The sequence below is a fragment of the Halorubrum sp. CGM5_25_10-8B genome, from assembly GCF_005435095.1.
GTDB lineage: Archaea > Halobacteriota > Halobacteria > Halobacteriales > Haloferacaceae > Halorubrum > Halorubrum ezzemoulense.
The window spans coordinates 52,919-74,168 of sequence record NZ_SGTY01000011.1 but is presented as its reverse complement, the minus strand read 5'-3'; the positions used below and the strand labels follow the sequence as shown (position 1 = coordinate 74,168).

General features: G+C 69.0%; 20 protein-coding genes. 9 read left to right on the top strand and 11 right to left on the bottom strand.

All coding sequences use genetic code 11. The features are described from left to right. Positions 1-452 precede the first annotated feature (452 nt). The 3 genes from EXE51_RS11780 to EXE51_RS11770 form a co-directional block, all read right to left on the bottom strand. Positions 453-3,128 (bottom strand): DEAD/DEAH box helicase family protein, encoded by a 2,676-nt coding sequence (locus EXE51_RS11780; protein WP_094593282.1) that lies wholly within the window; start codon positions 3,126-3,128, stop codon positions 453-455. A gap of 2 nt (positions 3,129-3,130) precedes the next feature. Next, on the bottom strand, positions 3,131-5,014 hold the full coding sequence (locus EXE51_RS11775) for a site-specific DNA-methyltransferase (RefSeq protein ID WP_094494191.1): 1,884 nt from the start codon (positions 5,012-5,014) through the stop codon (positions 3,131-3,133). A 121-nt stretch (positions 5,015-5,135) separates the two neighbouring features. Further along, complete coding sequence (locus tag EXE51_RS11770; RefSeq protein WP_094521343.1) at positions 5,136-7,835, bottom strand: DNA methyltransferase; 2,700 nt, start codon at positions 7,833-7,835, stop codon at positions 5,136-5,138. A 101-nt stretch (positions 7,836-7,936) separates the two neighbouring features. Between EXE51_RS11770 and EXE51_RS11765 the strand changes: the two genes are divergently transcribed. Beyond that, positions 7,937-8,668 (top strand): hypothetical protein, encoded by a 732-nt coding sequence (locus EXE51_RS11765; protein ID WP_086220055.1) that lies wholly within the window; start codon positions 7,937-7,939, stop codon positions 8,666-8,668. Positions 8,669-8,738: 70 nt separating this feature from the next. Here the strand turns inward: EXE51_RS11765 and EXE51_RS11760 are convergent, their stop codons facing one another. Then, entirely contained in the window at positions 8,739-9,743 is a 1,005-nt protein-coding gene (locus tag EXE51_RS11760; RefSeq protein ID WP_089307558.1) for a Gfo/Idh/MocA family protein, read from the bottom strand. Between the two features lie 162 nt (positions 9,744-9,905). On the opposite strand from EXE51_RS11760, the gene EXE51_RS11755 reads away from it, so the two are divergent. Continuing rightward, positions 9,906-10,517, top strand: coding sequence for a peptide-methionine (S)-S-oxide reductase (locus tag EXE51_RS11755; RefSeq protein WP_049930071.1), 612 nt, complete (start codon positions 9,906-9,908; stop codon positions 10,515-10,517). A gap of 82 nt (positions 10,518-10,599) precedes the next feature. Here EXE51_RS11755 and EXE51_RS17965 read toward each other — a convergent pair whose 3' ends face one another. Continuing rightward, entirely contained in the window at positions 10,600-10,773 is a 174-nt protein-coding gene (locus EXE51_RS17965; protein WP_233127176.1) for a hypothetical protein, read from the bottom strand. 24 nt (positions 10,774-10,797) lie between these two features. On the opposite strand from EXE51_RS17965, the gene EXE51_RS17960 reads away from it, so the two are divergent. Together EXE51_RS17960 and EXE51_RS11745 are read left to right on the top strand one after the other, a co-directional pair. Beyond that, positions 10,798-11,244 carry an MBL fold metallo-hydrolase gene (locus tag EXE51_RS17960; RefSeq protein ID WP_255509880.1) on the top strand — a complete coding sequence of 149 codons (447 nt, stop codon included), beginning with the start codon at positions 10,798-10,800 and terminating at the stop codon, positions 11,242-11,244. 119 nt (positions 11,245-11,363) lie between these two features. Next, entirely contained in the window at positions 11,364-11,960 is a 597-nt protein-coding gene (locus EXE51_RS11745) for a GNAT family N-acetyltransferase (protein WP_086220053.1), read from the top strand. 55 nt (positions 11,961-12,015) lie between these two features. Here EXE51_RS11745 and trpB read toward each other — a convergent pair whose 3' ends face one another. Next, complete coding sequence (gene trpB, locus EXE51_RS11740; protein WP_094495299.1) at positions 12,016-13,179, bottom strand: tryptophan synthase subunit beta; 1,164 nt, start codon at positions 13,177-13,179, stop codon at positions 12,016-12,018. Positions 13,180-13,291: 112 nt separating this feature from the next. Here trpB and EXE51_RS11735 point away from each other — a divergent pair, with 112 nt between their 5' ends. Beyond that, positions 13,292-14,488, top strand: a complete 1,197-nt coding sequence (locus EXE51_RS11735; RefSeq protein ID WP_094580222.1) for a pyridoxal-phosphate dependent enzyme — start codon at positions 13,292-13,294, stop codon at positions 14,486-14,488. Between the two features lie 65 nt (positions 14,489-14,553). On the opposite strand, the gene EXE51_RS11730 is transcribed toward EXE51_RS11735, so the two are convergent. Both EXE51_RS11730 and EXE51_RS11725 read right to left on the bottom strand, forming a co-directional pair. After that, positions 14,554-15,756: a redox-regulated ATPase YchF gene (locus tag EXE51_RS11730; RefSeq protein WP_137692711.1), complete on the bottom strand. Its 1,203-nt coding sequence runs from the start codon at positions 15,754-15,756 to the stop codon at positions 14,554-14,556. A 107-nt stretch (positions 15,757-15,863) separates the two neighbouring features. Continuing rightward, complete coding sequence (locus EXE51_RS11725; RefSeq protein ID WP_094552585.1) at positions 15,864-16,121, bottom strand: hypothetical protein; 258 nt, start codon at positions 16,119-16,121, stop codon at positions 15,864-15,866. Positions 16,122-16,239: 118 nt separating this feature from the next. Here EXE51_RS11725 and EXE51_RS11720 point away from each other — a divergent pair, with 118 nt between their 5' ends. Beyond that, the gene (locus EXE51_RS11720) at positions 16,240-16,782 is read left to right on the top strand and encodes a universal stress protein (protein WP_049929361.1); all 543 of its coding nucleotides are present in this window, start codon (positions 16,240-16,242) and stop codon (positions 16,780-16,782) included. Between the two features lie 44 nt (positions 16,783-16,826). On the opposite strand, the gene EXE51_RS11715 is transcribed toward EXE51_RS11720, so the two are convergent. Further along, positions 16,827-17,816: a biotin--[acetyl-CoA-carboxylase] ligase gene (locus EXE51_RS11715; protein WP_049929360.1), complete on the bottom strand. Its 990-nt coding sequence runs from the start codon at positions 17,814-17,816 to the stop codon at positions 16,827-16,829. A 77-nt stretch (positions 17,817-17,893) separates the two neighbouring features. Here EXE51_RS11715 and EXE51_RS11710 point away from each other — a divergent pair, with 77 nt between their 5' ends. Together EXE51_RS11710 and EXE51_RS11705 are read left to right on the top strand one after the other, a co-directional pair. Beyond that, a complete protein-coding gene (locus tag EXE51_RS11710) occupies positions 17,894-18,277 on the top strand; it encodes a 2Fe-2S iron-sulfur cluster-binding protein (protein ID WP_137692710.1) in 384 nt (127 codons plus the stop codon). A 138-nt stretch (positions 18,278-18,415) separates the two neighbouring features. Then, entirely contained in the window at positions 18,416-18,979 is a 564-nt protein-coding gene (locus tag EXE51_RS11705) for a hypothetical protein (protein WP_049929357.1), read from the top strand. Positions 18,980-19,039: 60 nt separating this feature from the next. Here EXE51_RS11705 and EXE51_RS11700 read toward each other — a convergent pair whose 3' ends face one another. Beyond that, entirely contained in the window at positions 19,040-19,975 is a 936-nt protein-coding gene (locus EXE51_RS11700; RefSeq protein WP_049929356.1) for a DMT family transporter, read from the bottom strand. A 183-nt stretch (positions 19,976-20,158) separates the two neighbouring features. Here EXE51_RS11700 and EXE51_RS11695 point away from each other — a divergent pair, with 183 nt between their 5' ends. Next, the gene (locus EXE51_RS11695) at positions 20,159-20,641 is read left to right on the top strand and encodes an Lrp/AsnC family transcriptional regulator (RefSeq protein ID WP_049929354.1); all 483 of its coding nucleotides are present in this window, start codon (positions 20,159-20,161) and stop codon (positions 20,639-20,641) included. Positions 20,642-20,648: 7 nt separating this feature from the next. Here the strand turns inward: EXE51_RS11695 and EXE51_RS11690 are convergent, their stop codons facing one another. Further along, positions 20,649-21,173, bottom strand: coding sequence for a phosphate-starvation-inducible PsiE family protein (locus EXE51_RS11690; protein ID WP_049929353.1), 525 nt, complete (start codon positions 21,171-21,173; stop codon positions 20,649-20,651). Positions 21,174-21,250 lie beyond the last annotated feature (77 nt).

Sequence of the window (21,250 nt, the reverse complement as noted above, 5' to 3'; positions counted from 1 at the left end):
GTACCAGTAGAATTCGACCGTTGTGTCAACTGATACCGCGACGTGGTCAGCCCCATCGTAGCCTAGCCGTAGCGCACGGCGCCACGTTCGTGGACCTCCGACCGCGTCGACGAGCGCGGACCGGTGACGGTATCGATCGAGTTGCGATCGACGACGGTGAAACTGGAAGCCGTCCCGAAGCAAGCGAGGAGAGATATGCGCGGGTCTGCCTCTGACGTGGTGTTCCGGTTACACCGATCTGCTAGAGGGACTAGAGGCGGAAAAGTTTGCTGAAATATGTTGTCGTCCCTTCGCTGAGAGCCCTCTGGCAGAGGCCATTGACAACGACCCACACGGCTCTGACTGTGCGTTCGGGCCGATACGCGAACGGTCCGACGACGAGAGGAGACCGGCCGTGAGCGAGGGCAGCGATATCGGCCCACTCCGAGACCGATCAACATTCGGTGAGCGCCTCACTCGGCGTCGACGTCGATGTTGAGGACGTCTTCGATGATATCGTCGTCCCGAAAGTCGGTCGCGAGGTCGAAGTCGACGTTCAGCGCGTCGTAGTGAGCGCGGGCGCACTCGATCTTCGTCGCCTCGGACGGCCGGAGGTCGTCTTCGGTGCCGAACTTCGTCTCCCTGATGAGGTACAGTCGGCGGTCTTCCGCGTCCGCGCGGACCGCCGTCTCCTTGTCGAAGAGGACGGCCCAGTCCGGGTTGTACGGCCCTATCGGCGTGGGGAGCTGATACTCGCGCGGGAGCTTGATGAACAGCGCGACGGAGTCGTCCCGGTCGAGGCGGCGCGCGAACCGCCGCTCACCCTCGCTGTCGCAGATAACCTTATCGTAGACGCTCTTGTCCACGCTGACGGTGTTTTCGGCGTAGGTCTCGACCTCGCTGAGGATGTCCGTCGGGTGCGCATCGCCGATCCGCTCGTAGTCGATGTGTTCGACCACGTACTCGGTTTTGACCGCGTCGATCGTCTCGCGGGCCGCGACCCGATACGCGTGGGGGTTCTTCAGTAGCTGGTCGACCGTCTCGGATTCGAGGATGATCTCTGCGACTGTTTGCTTCGTCAGCCCCGTCTCGGCGGCGATATGACTGACGACATCCGGGAGCGGGCCGTCGCGGTCGACGGACTCCACCTGCGAGGCGATGCCCACCGTCTCGATGTCGGCGCCGTCGTCCATCGATAGCTCTCCGCGGGAGACGCGGAGCCGCGGCTCGTCGACCGTGACGCCGGCGAGTTCGGCCGCCGCGCTCTCGACGAGCGCCGGCGAATCGATCGTCGTCGTGTACGTCGTTTTTGGCGCGATCCGCTCCCACAGCCTCGCGAACGCGGGGGACTCGTCGACGACCTCTGTCCGCGGCGTGACGACGGTCCGGTCCCGGTGATCATTCGTCTGCGCGCGCATGTCGTCGCCGTAGTCCGTCGCCGAACTGTACTCCGCCTGGAGGTCGTCGGCGTAGTCGGCGTAGCTCTCGTTGGCGATCACCGTGAGGCGATTGCGCCGGTCGCCCGGCGGCAGGCGCGTCCCGTCCTGATAGACGGGGAGTCGAACGCCGCGTCCGATCTCCTGGCGTTTCTTCACCGAACTGACCGTATTGTTGAGCGTACAGATCTGGAAGACGTTGGGGTTGTCCCACCCCTCCTGGAGCGCGCTGTGCGAGAAGATGAACTGCGTCGGCTCGTCGGCGGAGAGCAGCGTTTCCTTATCTCGCATGATGAGCTCGTACGACTCCACGTCGTCCCGGATCGAGCTCTCTCGCACCTTGATGTCGCCGCTCGTCGTCGTGGCGAAGTACGCGCCGGCGACGTCCTCCGGCGACTGATCGGGGAACAGATCGCTGTACCGGTCTTCGGCCTTCAGCTCGGTGAACGCCTCGCAGAAGGCTTCCCAGAGGTGGCCGGTCTCGTCGCCGCTCCTGCCGCGGAAGTTGTCGATCCGATCGATGAAAAAGAGGCTCAAGACTTTGATCCCGTCTCGGCGGTAGTCGAGCGCCTTCTCGAAGTGCTCGCGGACCGTCTCCCGGATCTGCCGGTGCTGGATCGTCTCGATGTCGGTGTCCGTGGACTCCCCGCTGTGGAGCCGCGTCCCGTCGCTGAGCTCGATGACTTCGTGGCGGGCGTCGATCGACGCCACCTCGACACCCTCGTACGGCGGTAAGCCGTTGCTCGCCGCGTAGAGGCTGTCCCCGGCGCGGACCGTCTTCTTTCCAAGTTGGGCCCCGGTCGACCGGTCCTTGTACAGCTCTATCCGTGCCTTCGGACCGGCGTCGAACGACAGCGGTCGAACGTATCGCTTGTCGAAGTCCTCGTCTTGGACGACGGAGAGCACTTCGATGGTTTTCACCAACCCCTTCTCGTGCGCGTCGACGGGCGAGAGCTCGTACACCTTGTTTCTGATCCGTCGGTGCGTCGCCGAGTACCGAAGCGTACAGAGGGGGTCCAACGCCGAGATGGCCGCTTTGCTCTTCTCGCCCTCCATGTTCTGCGGCTCGTCCAAGACGGCGATCGGATTGGTCGCCGCGATGCGGTCGACCGGGCGGTCGCCGTTGAGCTTGTCGTGAGGCCGGAACATGACGTTCTCGTCGCTCCGGTTGATGCTCTGGAGCGTCATGACCATGACCTCGATCTGGCTGCTGCTGCCGAACCGGATCACGTCGCTCAGCGTCGACGAGTCGTACTCGGTCCAGTTGAACGGCGGCCGCGAATACAGCGAGTCGAAGTGGGCTCGCGTCTGCTGTATCGTTTTCACGACGCCCTCGCGGATCGCCACGCTCGGAACGACGATGAGGAACTTTCGCCAGCCGTACCGCCGGTAGAGCTCGTGGATCGTCCGGAGGTAGACGTACGTCTTGCCCGTCCCGGTCTCCATGTCGACGCTGAAGCTCAACAGGTCGGTCGTCTCGCCGTCGGCCGCCCGATAGAGGTCGTCGCTCTGTGCGAGGTCGTGACGCTGCTGGACCTTTCGCGTGTTGGCCGTGAGCTGCTCCTCGGAGAGTGCTAACTCGTTCGGAACGGTCGTCCCGTGCGTCCCGAACGCGGGCTGCTCGCCGACGTTCGGCTGGCCGTCGAAGACGTCGGTGACCGCGTCGACGGCCTCCTGCTGATACTCGAGGTCGGGATCGAATTCGAATTCCATGGTCAGATCGTTCGGAGCGAGAGGTCGCGGTTGAGGCGTTCCTTGTCCGTATCGGAGAGGCTCCCGTCCAAGCAGACGTACTGCGTGTCCGCCGGGAGATCGAACTCGGTGAGCGTCTCGTACGTCACCGATTCCGCGAAGGTGACCAGCGCGTCGCGGTCGTCTTCGGACAGGTGATAGGTGTGGTCCGCGAGGGCCTCGACGGCGGCGTCCAGCGAGAACCCGAGCAGGAGCTGTACCTCGACCAGCGCGGCGTCCGGATCGGTCAGATCGACGGCCGAGCCGGCGCCGGCGGCGTATCGTTCGAGCGCGGCGCGGGCTTCCGACTCCGTGTCGGGGCGTCCCCACCGCTCGAAGCGCGACTCCCCGAGCGTGTACTTGTCGAAGCCGAGCCCCGGAGCGGCGCCCGGCAGGTCGTGGTCGTCGGCGACCTGCTCGCTCGCCAGCCGCAGGCGCCGCTCGCAGACCTCCGCGTGGGTCGTCTCTTCCCCCCGCGGCTCGTCGAGTTCGTCGTCCAGTTGGACGAGCATGAACCGGACGGGGTCGTCGAACTCCTCGGTCGCGTTGAGCTGCATGACCGCGTGGCCCGTCGTCCCCGATCCCGCGAAGAAGTCCAAGACGATGTCGCCGCCGTCCACGCTGTGGCGGATCAGCTTCCGGATCAGGTCCGTCGACTTGGGGAAGTCGTACGCCTTGTAGCCGAACAGCGATTTCAGCTCGCGCGTCGCCGTGCCGGTCATCCCCGTCTGGAGGACGGTGCGGTCGAAGGCGTCCTCGAACAGCTCGATGTCCTCGTCGGTCGTCGTCGTTTCGATCCACGACGAGAGCGGCTTGTACCGGCTCTCGATCTCGTTTTGGAAGCGTTTGAACTTGGGCACGCCCTCGCCGTCGTCGGGGAAGAGGATCCGACCCTCCTCGATGTACTGCCGCATCGTCTCCTCGCCGAGGCGCCAGACGCTGTTCGGGTCCGGCTGATAGGTGTGGCCGGTCTCGGGGTCCGTGATCTCGTAGAACATCGTCGGCCGCTCGTCTTTCGTCCGCGAGTTCTTCAGATCGCCGGCGACCCACGGGCCGCGCGGATCGTCGTCCGGGTTCGTGTAGTTGTCGAACGACTTCTCGACGCCCCGCATCTCGAACGCGTCGGACCGCTGGTACACCACGACGTACTCGTGGTCGATGGACATCCCGCCCGAGTTCCGTGCGTCGGGGGTCCGGCGCTTCCAGACGAAGGTGCCGACGTAGTTGTCCTCGCCGTAGATCTCGTCCATGAGGTGGCGGAGGTTGTGGTACTCGTTGTGATCGATGCTCACGAAGATCGCCCCGTCGTTCCGGAGGAGATTCCGCCCGAGGAACAGCCGGGGATACATCATCGACAGCCAGTCGCTGTGATACCGCCCGTTCGTCTCCGGGTTGCTCACCAGCTTGTCGCCGTCCGCCGTCCGCTGGCCGGTCTCCCGCTCGTAGTCGGCGGCCGCGGTCGAGTAGTCGTCCTTGTAGATGAAATCCGACCCGGTGTTGTACGGCGGGTCGAGGTAGATCATCTTTATTCGCTGCTGGTAGGACCGCTGGAGCGTCTTCAGGGTCGCGAGGTTCTCGCCCTCGATGAAGTGGTTGCCCGACCCCCCGTAGTCGACGCTCTCGTCGGGACGCGGGACCAGCGTCTGCTCCGTCGCCGCCTGGGCGCGTGCGGTGGCCTCGCGCTTTCCGGCCCACGAGAGCTCGTACCGCTCCGTCCCCGACGACTCCCCGTCGGCGTCGAGCAGCGATTCGAGCTTCGCCGCGTCGAGCTCTCCCTCGGAGAACGCGCTCGGCACGATCTCACGGAGTTTCGCCCGTATGGCGGCCGCGTTGGACGGTTTCTCCAGTCGGTCACGCTCATCACTCATATACACCCGGAGAGAACCGACACGGGGTTAAACCATCGTACTGGGGACCGAGATCGGGCCCGAGCCTCGTTGAGAGCCCGGTCGACGACGCCGGTTCGCGTCGCGGGCGGGGCTCACCGAGTCAGGGCGGCGTCGTCGCGAGTTCGAACAGCCGTTCTTCGCCCCGCTCCGCGGGCGACCGGCGCCCGCCGAGGAGCTCGATCAGCTTCGAATACGTGAGACAGCGGAACGGGTTGTCGTCGGTCAACTCGTCGAGGGCGGGCTGCGTGACGGCCTTCTCCCATCGATCGTATCGGTTGTCGGGGACGACGGACACGGCCCGGGGCGTCGCGCCGGTTTCCGCGTACGCGTTCCCCATGCGAACGATTCCGTCCTGCGGGTCCGTCGAGTGCTCCACCTCGAACATCGCGACCGGCGTCTCGCCGTCGAACCAGATCAGGTCGACGTTCCTGAGCCGCTCGCGAACGGTGTCGGAGAAGTCGCCGGGTATCCGCAGCCGCGTCTGCGTATCGCGGAGGACCTCGCTGCGATCGGTCTCCGGGTCCCCGATCCACGCGTCGTAGCCGACGGACTTGCCGAACTCGGCGAGTCGGTTGATGATCCGGTCGTGGTCCAGTTCCAGCTGCTCGCGCTGCGTTTCCGTGTCGACCAGGCCCTCCTCCTCGGCCAAGGTGTTTCCGGCGAGCGTCTGCTGGTACGAGTCGCGTCGCCGCCAGTAGACGACGCCGTCTTTCTCGACCGGCTCAGCGGTCGACTGTAACACGTCCAATATCTCTTGGTTCTCCGGCGTCTGCGCGTCCTTGAGGCTCGTGAAGATCCGCGAGAGGATCTCGTCGAGCGTGGCGGCGGACCCCTCCTTCCCCGCGTAGACGGATTCGATCAGCCACCTGATGCGGCGCTGGAGCGGGATGTACTCGACCTCGTCGGTCGCCGCCCAGTCGGCGGTCGTCCACGCGTCGCCGTCGGCGGTGCGTTCGAGGTAATCGTCGAAGAGGCGGCGATAGTCGAAGTCGCGCACCTGTTCGGAGTGCATCCTGTTGTCCTCGATGAGCCGCAGCGTCACCCCGCGGACCAGCTGATCGTACGTCGCGCGGCCGTCGTGGAGCCGGATGACGCGCTTCGCCTCCTCCAAGATGGACTCCCGGACCGCCTGAATGTCACCGAAGTCCAGTTCGGGCTGTTCCCGGGTCTCCGGTCGCCGGAACGTGATGTAGATGTCGCCGTTCATCGTCCCCGGCTTCCGGCGGTTGATCCAGTTCGTGTACTCCTGTGCGGGAACCTGATAGACCGCGTCGACGTAGTCGAACCCGGCCTGCTGGATCGCGTGCATCAGGGAGTTCCAGTATTTGAGTTCGCTGCTGTGGAACGTGACCGTCAGATGTCCGCCGCTCTCGAGCACTCGGAACACCTCCTCGAACGCCGCCGCGAGCATCTCCTCGTAGCGCTCCCGCGGCTTCTCTTGGCGCGGATTGACGACGATTTCGTCCTCCCAGTTGACGCTGCTGTCCAGCCAGCTGTTCGCCATGTAGCTGAGCTCGAAGTACTGGACGGCGTCGCCGTACTCGGGATCGGTGAACACGTACTGTACCGACTGGTCGTCGACCGGGAGGTCGCGCGCGTCTCCCTGGATGAACCTCCCTCGGTCTCCCACGGGGTCGCCCCCGTTCAGTTCGTCGTTCGCCTCGCGCATGCCGTCGAGCACGGTCGAGAACCGGTTCCGGAACGCGTGCGCGACGTTGAGTTCGAGGTTCTCCGGGTGGATGACGTAGTTCTTCGCCGCCCAGCCCTTCTTGTTCGGCCGCTGCATCCGGCTCACGTGTTCGAGAATGGCGACGAAAGTGAGCAGGAGGGCGTCGACGACGGTCCGGTCAAATTCCTGTGTTTCCAGCCGGTGTATCTCGTGCCGGAGGATAGACAGCGCGATCAGATTCCGGTCGGTGAACAGCTTGTCGACGCGCTCGGTCCCCGGACGACTCGTGTAGAAGTCCTGTCCGTTGGGGTACACCAGCTCGTTGTCGGGGTAGTAATAGGGGGGCGAGAGCTCGCCGATCCGGTCGAGTTTGGCCTCGTCCGCCTCGTCCAGCGGGACCGTTTCACTCGCGTCGCACTCCGGACAGACGTACTTGAGCTCGTTCGGAACGTCCTCCTCGATCCGGATGTACCCGTTTTCGAACAGCCGCTGGTTGATCGCCCGCGTTATCTCCGACTTGCGCGCGTCGCCGAACTCGTCTAAGTCGATGCGCTCCACCAACGCGTCGTGCGAGAGGCGCTCGGCCTCGCTGAGCTGATCGTAGATTTCCGTCGCGAGGGCATCGAGCGTCCCGTCGCCGGATATCGGCTCGCTCGCTTGCCCCGGACTGGGCGAGTACACCCGAGTCGCGGTCGTTTCGAGCGTCCGCGCCCGTTCGTGGCCGCAGTTCCGGCACGTCGTCTCGTAGAGCCACCGGAATGACCGCTGCGCGTCGCCGTCGGCGCCGCCGACCTCGTGGCGCCGGTACCGGAGGTTCTCCATCACGGTGTCGAACCCGTCTTCGAGTTCGTCCAAGTCCACGTGAGCGGCGGTCGTGCGGGCGATGTGGCGGAACAGCGGGTTCAGGTCGTTGTAGATACCGCGACGGTCCGCCCGGAGCGCCTCCAAGGCGGTGACGCCGCTCCCGGAGAACGGGTCCAGCACCGTCTCCCCCTCGTCGGTGAACTGCTCGATGTAGCTCGTGACGAGGTTCTGTGGCTTCCGCCCCCAGAACCGAACCATGTTGTACATCGGTGTGTTCGGCGAGGAGACGGCGTGTTCGGGGGGCTCCGTGATATCGTCCGCAGGCATATCGATCGGTTACCGGGGGGAGGTAGCTGCCGGGGATAAGGCCACCGCCTCACGACCGGCGATATCTCTATAAGATAGCTGACTGTTTAGACGGAACGTCGATGGACATCACGACGGAAACGATAGACTGCGACGGGCACGGCGGCTTCGACTGCGTTCGGTATCGGTTCGACTACGGCGGCGAGGACCGCGCGCTGCTCGACGAGCTACGAGACGACGGGGAGCGTCTCGCTGAGGGCTCCGACGGACGGATGGCCCGGGACAGCTCCCGCGGCAGGTCGGCCGACACGCAGAGCGTCGACGGTATCTCGGGAGTGCTGGCGGAGTGGGTGTGGAAAGACTGGCTCACCCGAACGGCCGAGCGGCGCGACACGGGCGCGGACGTGTTCCAAGACGACGAGTGGGACACCCCACAGGAACAGGTCGACATCACCGTCGACCGCGGCCGCGGCGAGAGCGCCGCCGTGGAGGTCCGGTCGTCGTTCCCCTACACGGGCGCGGAGAAGGCGGTGTGTACCCACTTCGACGTGATTGGCTGGTACAACAACGAGGTGAAGAAACGCGAGATACGGAAGGACTACTACGTCCGCGTGTTGTTCCCGTTCCACAAGAGTAACTTCTGGACGGAGTTCGAGTCGAACTCCTTCGACGTCTACCTGGCCGGGGGTGCGCCCCGAGCGATGCTAGAAGACAGCCCGCACGCCGAAGACAAGCCGTTCACGCCTCACTGGGACGACTCCTCCGACGGTGGCCAACGGGGGACGTACCGGGTGATCAGCCCGATCGCGAACGCGATGGACACGCCGGCGATCACCGACGAGATGGTCGCGTAGGCGGGGCGAACGTCGAACCGAGCGCCACGGCCGCCGGAGCGACGGCGATCTGTACCCCAAGCGATCCGAGTCAGAGGTCGATCGGAGAACCGTTCGCGGCGCTCTCCGACAGCGCGTCGAGGATCCGCATGTTCGCAACGGCCGACGCGCCGTCGGTCACGGGGGTCGCGTCGCCGGCCACGCGGTCGGCGAAGTGCTCGACCTGAAGCCGGTACTGATCGACCGCCGGGAACGTCTCGACCCCGCGACGGCCGTCGATCTCGTACTCCAGTTCCAGCCGCTCGTCGGCCGGGGCGTCGAAGGCGTTCTCGACCGCGACCCACCCGTTCGTCGCGTCCACGCGGTACCGCTCGACGTGGCGGGTGTCGAACCCGGAGGCGACCCGGGCCGACCGGCCGTCGCCGTACGCCAGCACGCCTGCGAGTTCGGTGTCGACGCCCGCGTCGCGGGTGTCCCCCGTGTGGGCGTACGCCCGGTCGGGAGCGCCGAGGACGGTGCGAGCCAGCGAAACGGGGTAGCAGCCGACGTCCATCAGCGACCCGCCGGCGAGCTCCGGGTCGAGCCGAACGTCGTTCGGGCGGTCGGACAGCGGGAACCGGAACGTCGCGGTCACCGTGCGCACGTCGTCGAGTTCCGTCGCGGCGAGCTCGACGGCGCGCTCGGTCCGGGGGTGGTACCGGTACATGAACGCCTCCATCAGGGTGACGCCGCGGCGGTCGCAGTGGTCGGCGACCGCTCGCGCCTCGGCGGCGTCGGCGGCCAGCGGCTTCTCGCAGAGGACGGCGAGCCCGGCGTCCGCGGCGCGTTTCGTCCACTCACCGTGGAGCCCGTTGGGGAGCGGGACGTACACCGCGTCGATGGCGTCGTCGTCGAGCAGTGCCTCGTAGGTGCCGTAACTGCGGGGGATCGAGTGGCGGGCGGCGAACGACGCCGCGCGGTCGGCGTCCCGGGACGCGACCGCGCCGACGGCGTGGTCGCTCGCGGCGATCGCCGGGACGACGGCCTTGTCGGCGATTCCCGCGGTACCGAGGACGCCGAATTCGAGGCGGGCCGGTTCGGTCGAGTGAGCGCTCATGTCCGCCGCGACGCGGCCCCACCTCAAGTGGTTTGGGTCCCGGCCGAACGAGACGATCGACGTGGGGCGGCGCGCAATGTATCCGTCTGCGAGCCCGAGACACGGGCGATGCGGTCCGACCCGCGAACCGCGCTCCGGCGGCTCTACAGACAGGTGGCACCCATGGAACTCACACGGACACAGGTACGCGAGTACGACCGCCGCGCGGCCGACGCCGGCGAGACCGAGACGGCGACGTTCGGCGTCGGCTGCTTCTGGGGCCCGGACGCGCAGTTCGGCGCGGTGGAGGGCGTCGTCCGCACCCGCGCGGGGTACGCGGGTGGGACCAAACGTGACCCGACGTACCACTCGCTGGGCGACCACACGGAGGTGGTTCAGGTCGATTTCGACCCCGAAACGATATCGTACCGGGATGTGCTGGAACGGGTGTTCGCGGCGCACGACCCGCGGCGGCAGTCCCGGAAGACGCAGTACCAGAACGTCGTCCTCGTCGAGCGCGCGGCCCAGCGGGAGGCCCTCGACGAGTTCCTCTCGGCGCGGGGACTCACCGCCGACGGGATCGACACGCGCGTCGAGCGGCTGTCGCGGTTCTCTCCCGCGGAGGACTACCACCAGAAGTACAGGCTCAGGTCCGCCTCGTCACTAATTGAGCCGTTCGACGCGGCCGGATACGACGGCGCCGAGCTGCGAGAGTCGCCGCTCGCCGCCAAGCTGAACGGGTACGTCGCCGGACACGACGTGAACGTCGCCGAGGAGCTCCCGGCGCCCGAGTGAGTCCGTCGAGGCTCGCCCGCTTGAACTCGATCGGCGACCAGCGTTCGCCATGGAACTCGCGCCGGGCGTACGCGCACTCTCCCTACACGTATCGCTGGACGGCCGGGAAGCGACACTCACTCCCACCGCGGTCGAGACCCCGCAGGGACTCCTCCTGATCGACGTTGGCCTGCCCGACGAGGTCGGCGTCCTCGGAGACGCGCTCGCGGACAAGGGGTTGTCCCTCGACGACGCGCGGGGCGTCCTCGTCACGCATTAGGAGCTCGACCTCGCCGGCTGTCTGGCGGCCGTGGTCGACCGGACCGGCGCCGCCGTGTTCGCCCACGAGGCAGAGGCCCTGTACCTGGAGGGCGACGAGGAGCTCGTCAAGTCGAGCGAGGGGCGGCCGACGGTGATCGAACCGGCGACCGTCGATGTCCGCCTGACTGGGGGCGAGACGTTCGCGACGGCGGCCGGTCCGACGGAGGTCGTCCCGACCCCCGGCCACAGCCCGGGGCACGTGTCGGCGTACTTCCCCGGCGCCGAGCTGCTCGTCAGCGCCGACGCGCTCACCGTCGCCGACGGCGAACTCGCCGGGGTCAGCCCGGAGATGACCCCGGACCTCGACACCGCGCTGGAGAGCGTCGCGGTCCTCGCCGACCGGGACGTGGCGGAGACGGTCTGCTTCCACGGGGGCCACGTCGAGGCCGGGACGGAGCGCCTCGAAGAGATCGCTGGCGGTGAGTAGGGTCGACGCGCTGAGCGCGGACGCGTCGAGCGCGGATGTGCGGTAACGTCGAAGCTCAGAGAGCGAGCGCGCCCCCCGCGATCCGTGTCTTCAAGCCGGACGCGCCGTCACGGTTCGTCGTGGACGCGAACGAACTCTCGCTCCGGTCGTACGACCCGCGGGACGACGCGGCCGTGTGGGCGCTTCACGAGTGGGCGATGCGGGAGACCGGGGTCGACCCGTCCGACATCCCCGGCACCGACGACCTGCGGTCCGTGGCGGCGTCGTACCTCGACGCGGGGGGCGCGTTCGTCGTCGGCGTCGTCGACGCCGTCGACGCCGACCAGTCGCCGGACGATCCGTCGCCGGAGCGGCAGTCGGTGGATTCGGCGGCGTCACGGGCCCCGGACCAACTGGCGACCCACGACGGGACGCTCGCCGCGATGGGCGGCTACGTGCCCAACGAGGCCGGGCACGGCGACGAGCGCGACCGCCCCGGCGCCGCGGAGCTCCACCGGATGCGCGTCGCGCCGCCGTATCAGCGGCGCGGCTACGGACGGGCGCTGCTCGACGAGCTGGAGCGGCGGGCGGCCTCCGGTGGGTTCGAGACGCTCCTCGCGACGACCTCGACGCGCCAGCCCGCGGCGCTCGACTTCTACGCGAGTCGGGGATACGAGCGGACGGACACCTCGACCGCCGGCGCGTACGAACTCGTCCACTTCGAGAAGGAGCTCTGAGCGCCGCGCCGGAAGGGGTCAATCGGGCGGGAGAGTCTCACCCGGAGGGGTGACCTCACCCGGAGAGATCGAAGTGCTCCGCCGCCGTCTGCATGTCCTTGTCGCCGCGCCCGCAGAGGTTGACCAACAGCGTGTCGTGTCGGTCCTCCTCGGCGAGCTTGGCGGTCAGCGCGAGGGCGTGGGCCGGCTCCAGCGCCGGGATGATCCCCTCGGCCTCGCTCAGTTCGCGGAACGCGGCCAGCGCCTCGTCGTCGGAGACCGCGTGGTACTCCGCGCGGCCCATCTCCTGGAGCGCGGCGTGCTCCGGCCCGATGGCGGGGTAGTCGAGCCCGGCGGAGACGGAGTGGTTCTCGGTGTCGTCGCCGATCGTCTTCGTCTTCATCCCCTGGAAGATCCGCGGCTCCTCCTGTTTCGTCTTCGAGAGCGGGGCCGAGTGGTTCGCGTCGTCGGTGCCGCCCGGCTCGGCGCCGTAGAACATCACGTCGTCATCCTTGAACGCGTGCCAGAGGCCGATCGAGTTCGACCCGCCGCCCACGCAGGCGACGCACGCGTCGGGGAGGTCGCCGTGGCGCTCTTGGATCTGCTCGCGGGCCTCGGTCCCGATGACGGACTGGAACTCGCGGACCATCCGCGGGAACGGGTCGGGCCCCACGACGCTGCCGACGAGGTAGTGCGTCGAGTCGACGTTCTCGGCGAAGTCCTCTAACGCGGCGTCGACCGCCTCCGCGAGCCCCTCGTTGCCGCGGTCGACCGGCTCCACGTCCGCGCCCATGAGCCGCATCCGGAACACGTTCATCTCCTGTCGCTGCATGTCGTGCCGGCCCATGTACACGGTCGTGTCGAGGTCCAGCAGGGCGCCGACCATCGCCGTCGCGGTGCCGTGCTGCCCCGCCCCGGTCTCCGCGATCAGGCGGTCCTTCCCGGCCCGCTTGGCCAGCAGCGCCTGCCCGAGCGTGTTGTTGAGCTTGTGCGCCCCGCCGTGGAGGAGGTCCTCGTGTTTGAGGTAGATGTCCGCGCCGTACCGCTCGCTGAGCGTCTCCGCGTAGAAGACGGGCGTCGGCCGCCCCGCGAAGTGTTCGAGCAGGTCACGGAACTCCGCCATGAACTCGTCGTCGGCGACGGCCTCCTCGTAGGCCGCCGCCAGCTCCGCCAACGGTTCCTCCAGCGGTTCCGGGACGTGTCGGCCGCCGAACTCGCCGAACTCGCCTGACGTACCCATGCGTGACCGGTGTGGCCGCGACTCAAAAAAGACGAGGGAACCCCCGGGCGCTGCCGCGGTCGCGGCGCCCGCCCGTGACCAACGATTTGTGTCGCGACCGAGACCGTGGCGTATGGAACGACTGGTCTGTTACGACTGCGGCGAGACGTACCCCGCCGGCGAGGCGGCCCGCTGCGCGTGCGGCGAGCCGCTCTGGTTCGACACGCACGGGACCGGGTTCTCGTGGCCCGAGGCGAGCGGCGGCGGTGGCGTGCGGCTCGGGCGAGACTCCCTCTGGCGGTACGAGCCCGTCCTACCCGCGGCGACCGTTCCGAGCGGCCTCGCCGCGGCCGCCGGGGGCACGCCGCTGTTCCGCGCGCCGTCGATCGAGCCGGCGGACGGGCCGCGGGTCCACCTCAAGGTCGAGGGGACCAACCCGACGGGGAGCTTCAAGGACCGGGGGACGGCCGTCGGGATGGCCCGCATCGACGGCCCGGTCGGGACGGTCTCGCACGGCAACATGGCGCTGAGCGTCGCCGCGCACGCGGCGGCGCTGGACCGGGAGGCCGCGATCCTCGTCGCCGAGGACACGCCGGACTCGCGGCTCGCGATGATCGCCCAGCACGACCCGCACCTGTTCCGGGTCCGGGGGGAGTACGGGCGGCTCTACGAGGACACGCTCGACCACGACCTCGGGGTCACCTTCCTCAATTCCGACGCCCCGCTCCGGGTCGCCGGCCAGAAGACGGTGGCGTACGAGATCTGCGAGGCGTTCGCTCCCGACGCGCCCGACGCGATCGTCCTGCCGGTCAGCAGCGGCGGACAGGCGAGCGGCGTCTGGAAGGCGCTCCGAGAGCTGGACGCGGCGGGAGTGCTCCCGTCGATCCCGCGGATCTACCTCGCGCAGGCCGCCCGCTGTGACCCGATCGCGCGGGCGTTCCGGCGGGGAGACTCCCGCGTCGAACCCGTCGCGGGCGAGCCGACCGCGGCCGTCTCGATCAACAACGCCGACCCGCCGAGCGGGAACCGCGCGCTGGCCGCCGTCCGGGCGACAGACGGCGGCGTCGTCTCCGTCTCGGAGGAGTCGATGCTGGCCGAGACTGACCGGCTCGCGGCCGACGCCGGAGTCTCCGTCGAGCCGTCGTGCGCGGTGGCGACGGCCGCCGTGCGAGAGCTCGCCGCGGCGGGCGAGTTCGGCCCCGACGACGACGTGGCCGCGATCCTGACGGGGTCGGGGTACAAGTACGGAGCGACCGAGGTCGAGGGCTCGTCCGTTCGGGAGGTCGACCGGGCCGACGTTCCCGACGCGGTCCGCGATATCGTATCGTGACCGGCCGGACGCACGGAGGTCGTTCGGAAGAGCGGCCAGCGGGGTCGGCGGCCTCGTCGGAGCGGCTACGGCGCGGCCTGCTTCGTCGAGACCAGTTCGATCACGTCGCGGTGGGAGAGCTCGCGGTCGGTGCCCACCTGCCGGCCGCTCCGGCAGTCGGTGCCGTGGAGCAGCCCCTCGCCGATGTCCGAGTGGATGTGGTACGCGAAGTCCTCCGTCGTCGACCCCTCGGGGAGGATGAAGCAGTCGCGGAAGACTCCCTTCTCGTCTTTGCTCCCGTTCGCGGAGCCGGGGAAGACGGCGATACAGCCCAGCACGTCGAAGACGGCGGACTCGAGCGCGCCCTGGACGCCCGTGCCGTCGTACTCGTCGACGAACTCGGCGATCTGGTCGAGGCCGGCCTTCTGCTCCCCGGAGACGTCGCCGACGACCTCGAACGCGTCGTCGCCGGGCGTGTAGTCGACGACGCCGGCGTCGTCGGCGTTCTTCAGCGCCTTCTCCGCGTGAGCGCTCGCGGGGACGAACGAGAGGTGGTCGTAGTCGGGGTCGCTCGTGATCTCCGCCCAGTTCGCCTGCGCCTCGGGGGTGTCCATCTTGTTGGCGGCGATCACCATCGGCTTCGTGCGCTTGCGGATCTCGCGGGCCAGTTCGACTCTGTCCGTCTCGTCCCAGGTGTCCGGATCGAGTTCGAGCCCCTCGGCGAGGATGACGCGCTTCATCCGGTCCTTGTCGATGCCGAACGCGGACATCTGGTCGGCGAGCTCCTCCTCGATGGCCGCGTTCGCGCCGTGATACCGCGTCTCGAACTTCTCTAAGCCCTTCTCCAACACGTCGAGGTACCACGCGTCGAGCTCCTCCTCTAAGAAGTCGATGTCCTCACGGGGGTCGTGGCCCTCGGTCGCCTCGCCCTCGATGTCGGTCTTCCCCGAGAAGTCGACGACGTGGATCAGCACGTCGGTCTCGTTGAGGTCGGTGAGGAACTGGTTGCCGAGCCCACGGCCCTCGTGGGCGCCCGGGACGAGCCCGGCCACGTCGACCAGCTTCACGGGGACGAACCGCGTCCCCTCGCGGCAGACGCCGACGCTCGGCGTACAGGTCTCGTCGAACTCGGGCGCGGCGCAGTCGACGCGGACGTACGCCTCGCCGACGGTCGGGTCGATGGTTGTGAACGGGTACGCCCCCTCCGGTACGTCGTTCATCGTCGCGGCGTTGAAGAACGTCGACTTGCCCACCGAGGGCTTGCCGACGAGACCGATCCGATAGCTCATTACCACCGCTGCGCGGCGCGGCGCCAAAAGCGATGCGAGACGCGCCGTGGCGTGGGGATCGGTGACGAGGGAGGGGCCCGGCCGCGAGCCGTCGCGGGAGGCCCGATCTACGCGTCGCCGTCGGACTGCCCGGGCTCCCCGAGCGCCTCGATCGGGAGGACGTTCTGGAGCGCGGCGTGCGCGTCGGCGGCGCCCTCGAACCTCGCCTGGTCGACCTCGGCCAGGAGGTCGCCGAGGTCGGCGTCGCCGTCGGCGAACAACACCGTCGTGCCTGCGACCGAGTCGGCGAGCGCTCCGCGGTCGGCGGGGTACGCGCGGTCGGCGAGCGTCGATTCGAGGCGGGAGCGGTTGATCTCGTCGGACATACCGACCCGTCGTGCGAGAGAGCATAAGCGCGCGCTCGGCCCGGACGCCACCGGACGGCGGCGAGAAACCGGCAAGAACAAAGGGTTATCCGTCCCGGTCGTCATGCTACACGTGAACATGCCCCTATACGACCGGATTCTGGTCCCGACCGACGGCTCCTCGGAGGGGGAGTTAGCGGTGTGTCACGCGCTCGACCTCGCCGCGGTCCACGGGGCGTCGGTGCGCGCGATATACGTGGTCGACACCGCGCGGTACGCCGGGATGCCGATGGAGACGACGTGGGAGGGGGTGGGCGACCTGCTGTACGACGACGGCGAGGCGGCGCTCGAGACGGTGTGCGAACTCGCCGCCGACCGCGGCGTCGACGTCGAGACGTCCGTCGTCGACGGCTCGCCGAGCCGCGAGATCATCACCCACGCCGAACGGACGGGCTGCGACCTCGTCGTGATGGGGACCCACGGGCGCGGCGGGATCGACCGCCTCCTCCTCGGTAGCGTCGCCGAGAAGGTGGTCCGGGGGTCGTCGGTGCCGGTGTTGACCGTCCGGATCGGCGACGACGAGGACGCGGCGACCGCGGGCGAGACCGCGACCGCGGGCGAGACGGGCGCCGCCGGGGCCGACGCGGACGGGTCTGTCTCCGACGCGACGGAGACGGGGTAGCGAGCCGCGGCGTGTCGGCTGGGAGTCAGGCCGCGTCGCGGAGGTCAGGCCGCGTCGCGGAGGTGTTCACAGTCGCCCGCGTGGACGCGCCGCCGGCCCTCGTCGGTGTCGACCACGAGCGCACCCGGCTCCGTCACGTCGACCGCGGTGCCCTCCACGACCCCCTCGGCGGTGTCGACCCGGACGCGCCGCCCGAGCGTGCTCGCCCGCTCGCGCCACGCGGGGAGGACCTCGTCGAGCGCGCCGGGCGAGGCGGTCAGTTCCGCGTAACGTTCGAGCAACGTCGCGGCGAACCGCCGCCGGTCGATCGGGCCGCCGCGCTCCGCCGACAGCGACGTCGCGCCCGCGGGCAGCGTCTCGGGGTCGAGGTTGGCGTTGACGCCGACGCCGACGACGAGCCAGCCGACCCGGTCGGCCTCCCCCTCCATCTCCGTCAAGATCCCCGCCAGCTTCGGGCCGCCGCGGCCGGGGGCGGCGGGATCTGGCACTTCGGAGCCGCTTCCGTCACCCCCGACGAGCACGTCGTTCGGCCACTTGATCCGCGCGTCCACGCCGGCCTCGCGGGCGGCGTCGGTCGTCGCCACCGCGGCCGCGAGGGTGAAGAGCGGCGCCCGCGCGGTCGGCACGTCCGGCCGGGTGAGGACCGACAGCCAGACCCCGCCGCTCGGCGCGACCCACTCGCGGTCGAGTCGGCCGCGGCTCCCGGTCTGTTCGTCGGCGACTACGGCGACGTCGGTCTCCCCTTCTACCGCGAGCTCCCGGGCCCGCTCGTTCGTCGACGCGATCCGGTCGTGATACTCCACGGAGTAGGGTGCGTCGAGGCCGAACGCGATCCCCGGTCCGGAGTACCCCGGCTCGTCGGGGGCGACGTACCCCGCCGCGGTCGACTTGACCGCGAACCCGTCCTCGCGGAGCCCCTCGACCGCCTTCCAGACGGCCGCCCGAGAGACGCCGAGCGACTCGGCGAGGGCGGGCCCGGAGACGGGGCCGTCGTCGGCAGCGAGGGCGTCGAGCAGCGCGCGCCGCGTGTCCATGTCGCCCGTTCCGACGCCCGGGCCGAAAGCCGTTCCGGGTCCGGGACGCTTTGTGTGCGGCGCGCGAAGGGACGCCGATGACCGAGGACGAACCCGACGAGGACGCCGGCGGACGGTCAGGGGGCGGGTCCGAGACGGTCCCGCTCGTCGTCGTCGACGGCGACGACCGCGTCGAACTCGCCGTGGAGCGCGGTCGCAACCTCCGGCGGGTCATGCTCGACGCCGGCCTGTCGCCGTACGCGTCCGCGACGCGCCGGCTCAACTGCGGGGGGCGGGGGATCTGCGCCACCTGCGGCGTCCGCGTCCGAGAGGGGCCGCCGGCCGACCAGTGGCACGACCGCCTCGCCGACCGGTTCGGCTACCCGCGGCTCTCCTGTCAGATCGCGGTCGACCGCCCGGTGACGGTCGCGCTCGTCGACAAGCGCGTGTGGGGCGGGCGGCGGTCGAGCGGCGACGGGTAGCGGCCGCGACCGCGCCGGGCCACACCGCGTTTCCGGTGAAACGGCGAACGGTAGCGCGTGGCACGCGACCGCGCGGGGAAAGCGTGACGACACCGCTCGCGGCACAAAAGCCAAGTCCGCGGGCCCGAACGGTCCGGTATGCAACCCTCCAAGGAGCGCGAGTCGTCCGACGACCCGATGGACGACCTCGACGACCTCCTCGACGACGACCTCGCGGGCGGCGAGGGAGAGTCAGAGGCCGACGCCGGCGGGGCCGCGAGCGCCGAGCCGACGGCGGGGAGCGAGGCCGGCTCCGGGGACGCCGGCCGGGTCGGCGTCTCGGGGCGGTGGTTCTCGGCGAAGGCGTTCGGTCTCGCGCTCGTCGCGGTCGCGGTCGGCGTGTTCGTCGGCGGCCTGATCCCGCTCATCGGCGGGACGGTCGGGACCGCGGGCGGCGTGTTCGTCGCCGCGTTCCTGCTCGGCCTTGTGCTGTCGGCGCGCCGCTACGTCGAGACCGGGACCGCCGGCGCCGCCGCGGGCGCGGCGAGCGCGGTGACGAGCGTCCTCGGCGTCGGCTTCCTCCCGATCGGGATCGACTACCTCTCGCAGTGGGGGCTCCCGCTCGTCGCGGTCGGCGGGGGCGTCGGGCTGGTGCTCGCGCTGCTCGGCCACTACTTCGGCCGCGACCTCCGCGCGGGGCTGAGCCGAGACGTGGAGGGGTGAGTCGCCGAAATCCGCGAGGGGTGAACGACCGGAACCCGCGAGAGGCGTCTCCGTGAGCCGCTACTCTCGCAACCGGTCGACGCCGACGTAGTCGGCGATCTCGCGGCGCTCTAAGACGAGGAAGCCGGCGAGGATCGCGACGAACCCGATCAGCGCCTCGGCGTCGACGAGGTGACCGAGCAGGGCCCAGCTACCGACCGCGGCGACGACGGGCTCGGCGTAGCCGACGAGGTGGAGCTGCGACGGGCCGACCGCGTCGAGCAGCGCGAAGTACAGGAGGAACGCGACCACGCCGGAGAGCAGCGTCAGATACGCGAGCGAGGCGATCGCCGTCTGGTTCCAGGCGATCGCGGCGGGCGACTCGCCGATCGCGGCGGCCGCGACGAGCAGCTGCCCGGCTCCGATCACCATCGCCCAGCCCTGAAGCGCGGCGATCGGGAGGTCGGTGCGGAGCGGGCGCAGCAGGACGGCGCCCAGAGAGAAGGCGGCCGCGCCGGCGAACGCGAGCGCGACGCCGACGACCGCCGCGCTGCCCAGCCCGGCCGCGGCCGGGTCGGCGATCACGGCCACGCCGATGACGCCGAGCGCGAACCCGCCGATTTCGACGGGGCCGAGGCGTTCGTTCGGGAGGAGCGCGGCCGCGAAGACGGCAGTCAACACCGGCGAGAGGCTCACGACGACCGCGGCGACCGCGCCGGAGATCCGGATCTCGCCGAGGTAGAGGAACCCGTGATACGCCGCGATCACGAACGTGCCCGCGACGGCGACGCCGAGCCACTCGTCGCGGCCCCGCGGGATCCACCGGTCCGCGGCGACCGCGGCGTAGCCCAGCACGACCGCGCCGGCGACGACGTACCTGACGCCGGCGAACAACAGCGGCGGGAAGTAGTGGAGGCCGGCCTCGATCGCGACGAAGGACGTGCCCCAGAGCGTTGCGAGCAGCAGGAACGCGGCGACGACCGCTTCCGGAGTAGAGAGGAGGTTTCTGAGATTCACTGGTTATGAATTCGAAAGACACAGACGTAGTTAAACTATTCTCTCGGATAGTGCGTTATTCGAAACGAAGAATCAGACATACGAATTAGATCCGATTCGAGCCCCGAACGGCGCCGACATCTTGGAGTATCCTCCAACCCTGTCGGTCGACATATACAACCGGTCGGGGGTCGATCCGGGGGTATGGACGAGCGCGACGTGCGGCTGTTGAAGGCGATATCCGATCTCGGTACCGGGAGCCCGGAGCGGCTCCACGAGGAGACCGGGATTCCGGTGTCGACGATCCACTACCGACTGAACAACCTCCGGGAGGACGGCGTCATCGAGAACGACCTGTACGACCTCGACCACGAGGCGCTCGGGCTCGGCGTCACCGTCATCGTCGAGGTGCTCGCGAGCTACGAGGGTCCGTACGAGGAGTTCGCGGACGAGCTGCTGGCGGTGGAGGGCGTCACGGAGGCGTTCTTCACGATGGGCGAGACGGACTTCGTCGTCCTCGCGCGACTCTCCTCGTCGGACACCGTCGAGCGGCTCATCAGCGACTTCGAGGCGATCCCCGAGGTCGAGCGCACGAACTCGACGTTCACCATCGCGGCGCTGCGCGACGAGCCGCGCGCGCCGGCGACGTACGACCTCGACACGTTGATCGAGGAGCTGACCGAGTGACGGCGGCTCACTCGGGCGTCAGCGAGGCGCCGACAGAGCGCTCGACGTACAACAGCAGCACGAGCCCGAGCATTACGGTCCCGTAGGAGACGGCGGCGAACAGCGCGTCCTGCGTCGAGGGGTACTCGGTGGTGCGGAAGATGATCACCTTCCGGACCATCGCGATGACGCCGGTGTAGATCACCAGCCTGACGATCCGCCTGGTGTCGCTCTGTTCGATGTACGCGACGACCGTCTGGTACACCTCGACGATGATGAGCAGCAGGAGGCCCGTCTCGATGAAGCCGATGACCACTTCCGGGTTCGTGATCTCTCCCGTCGGGACGGACTCAACGATCTGGATCGCGAGGTCGACGACGCCGATACCGAACAGGAGCGCGAACAGCGCCGCGGCGGCGAGTTCGACGGCGTGAACGAAGCGGTTCGTCACCTCCGAGACGCGGCCGCTGACCGTCTGCGTCTCGGCCGGGTCGGGCGCGCGGTCCGACGCGGACGAATCGTCCGACTGGTCGACCACAGGCGAGTCTGCCATCAGATGACCCTCAATTCCGATAACGGACTCGCGCCACGTAAAGAGGGGGCCTAACCGGTGTGGGACGCGCGGAACGC

Bases quoted from the DNA above. Each gene is read 5' to 3' on its own strand.
- EXE51_RS11730 (WP_137692711.1), bottom strand. From the start codon at position 15,756: ATGAGCTATCGGATCGGTCTCGTCGGCAAGCCCTCGGTGGGCAAGTCG.
- EXE51_RS11720 (WP_049929361.1), top strand. From the start codon at position 16,240: ATGCCCCTATACGACCGGATTCTGGTCCCGACCGACGGCTCCTCGGAG.
- EXE51_RS11765 (WP_086220055.1), top strand. From the start codon at position 7,937: ATGGACATCACGACGGAAACGATAGACTGCGACGGGCACGGCGGCTTC.
- trpB (WP_094495299.1), bottom strand. From the start codon at position 13,179: ATGGGTACGTCAGGCGAGTTCGGCGAGTTCGGCGGCCGACACGTCCCG.
- EXE51_RS11760 (WP_089307558.1), bottom strand. From the start codon at position 9,743: ATGAGCGCTCACTCGACCGAACCGGCCCGCCTCGAATTCGGCGTCCTC.
- EXE51_RS11780 (WP_094593282.1), bottom strand. From the start codon at position 3,128: ATGGAATTCGAATTCGATCCCGACCTCGAGTATCAGCAGGAGGCCGTC.
- EXE51_RS11710 (WP_137692710.1), top strand. From the start codon at position 17,894: ATGACCGAGGACGAACCCGACGAGGACGCCGGCGGACGGTCAGGGGGC.
- EXE51_RS11715 (WP_049929360.1), bottom strand. From the start codon at position 17,816: ATGGACACGCGGCGCGCGCTGCTCGACGCCCTCGCTGCCGACGACGGC.
- EXE51_RS11735 (WP_094580222.1), top strand. From the start codon at position 13,292: ATGGAACGACTGGTCTGTTACGACTGCGGCGAGACGTACCCCGCCGGC.
- EXE51_RS17965 (WP_233127176.1), bottom strand. From the start codon at position 10,773: ATGCGTGACGAGGACGCCCCGCGCGTCGTCGAGGGACAACCCCTTGTC.
- EXE51_RS11775 (WP_094494191.1), bottom strand. From the start codon at position 5,014: ATGAGTGATGAGCGTGACCGACTGGAGAAACCGTCCAACGCGGCCGCC.
- EXE51_RS11695 (WP_049929354.1), top strand. From the start codon at position 20,159: ATGGACGAGCGCGACGTGCGGCTGTTGAAGGCGATATCCGATCTCGGT.
- EXE51_RS11725 (WP_094552585.1), bottom strand. From the start codon at position 16,121: ATGTCCGACGAGATCAACCGCTCCCGCCTCGAATCGACGCTCGCCGAC.
- EXE51_RS11770 (WP_094521343.1), bottom strand. From the start codon at position 7,835: ATGCCTGCGGACGATATCACGGAGCCCCCCGAACACGCCGTCTCCTCG.
- EXE51_RS11705 (WP_049929357.1), top strand. From the start codon at position 18,416: ATGCAACCCTCCAAGGAGCGCGAGTCGTCCGACGACCCGATGGACGAC.
- EXE51_RS11755 (WP_049930071.1), top strand. From the start codon at position 9,906: ATGGAACTCACACGGACACAGGTACGCGAGTACGACCGCCGCGCGGCC.
- EXE51_RS11690 (WP_049929353.1), bottom strand. From the start codon at position 21,173: ATGGCAGACTCGCCTGTGGTCGACCAGTCGGACGATTCGTCCGCGTCG.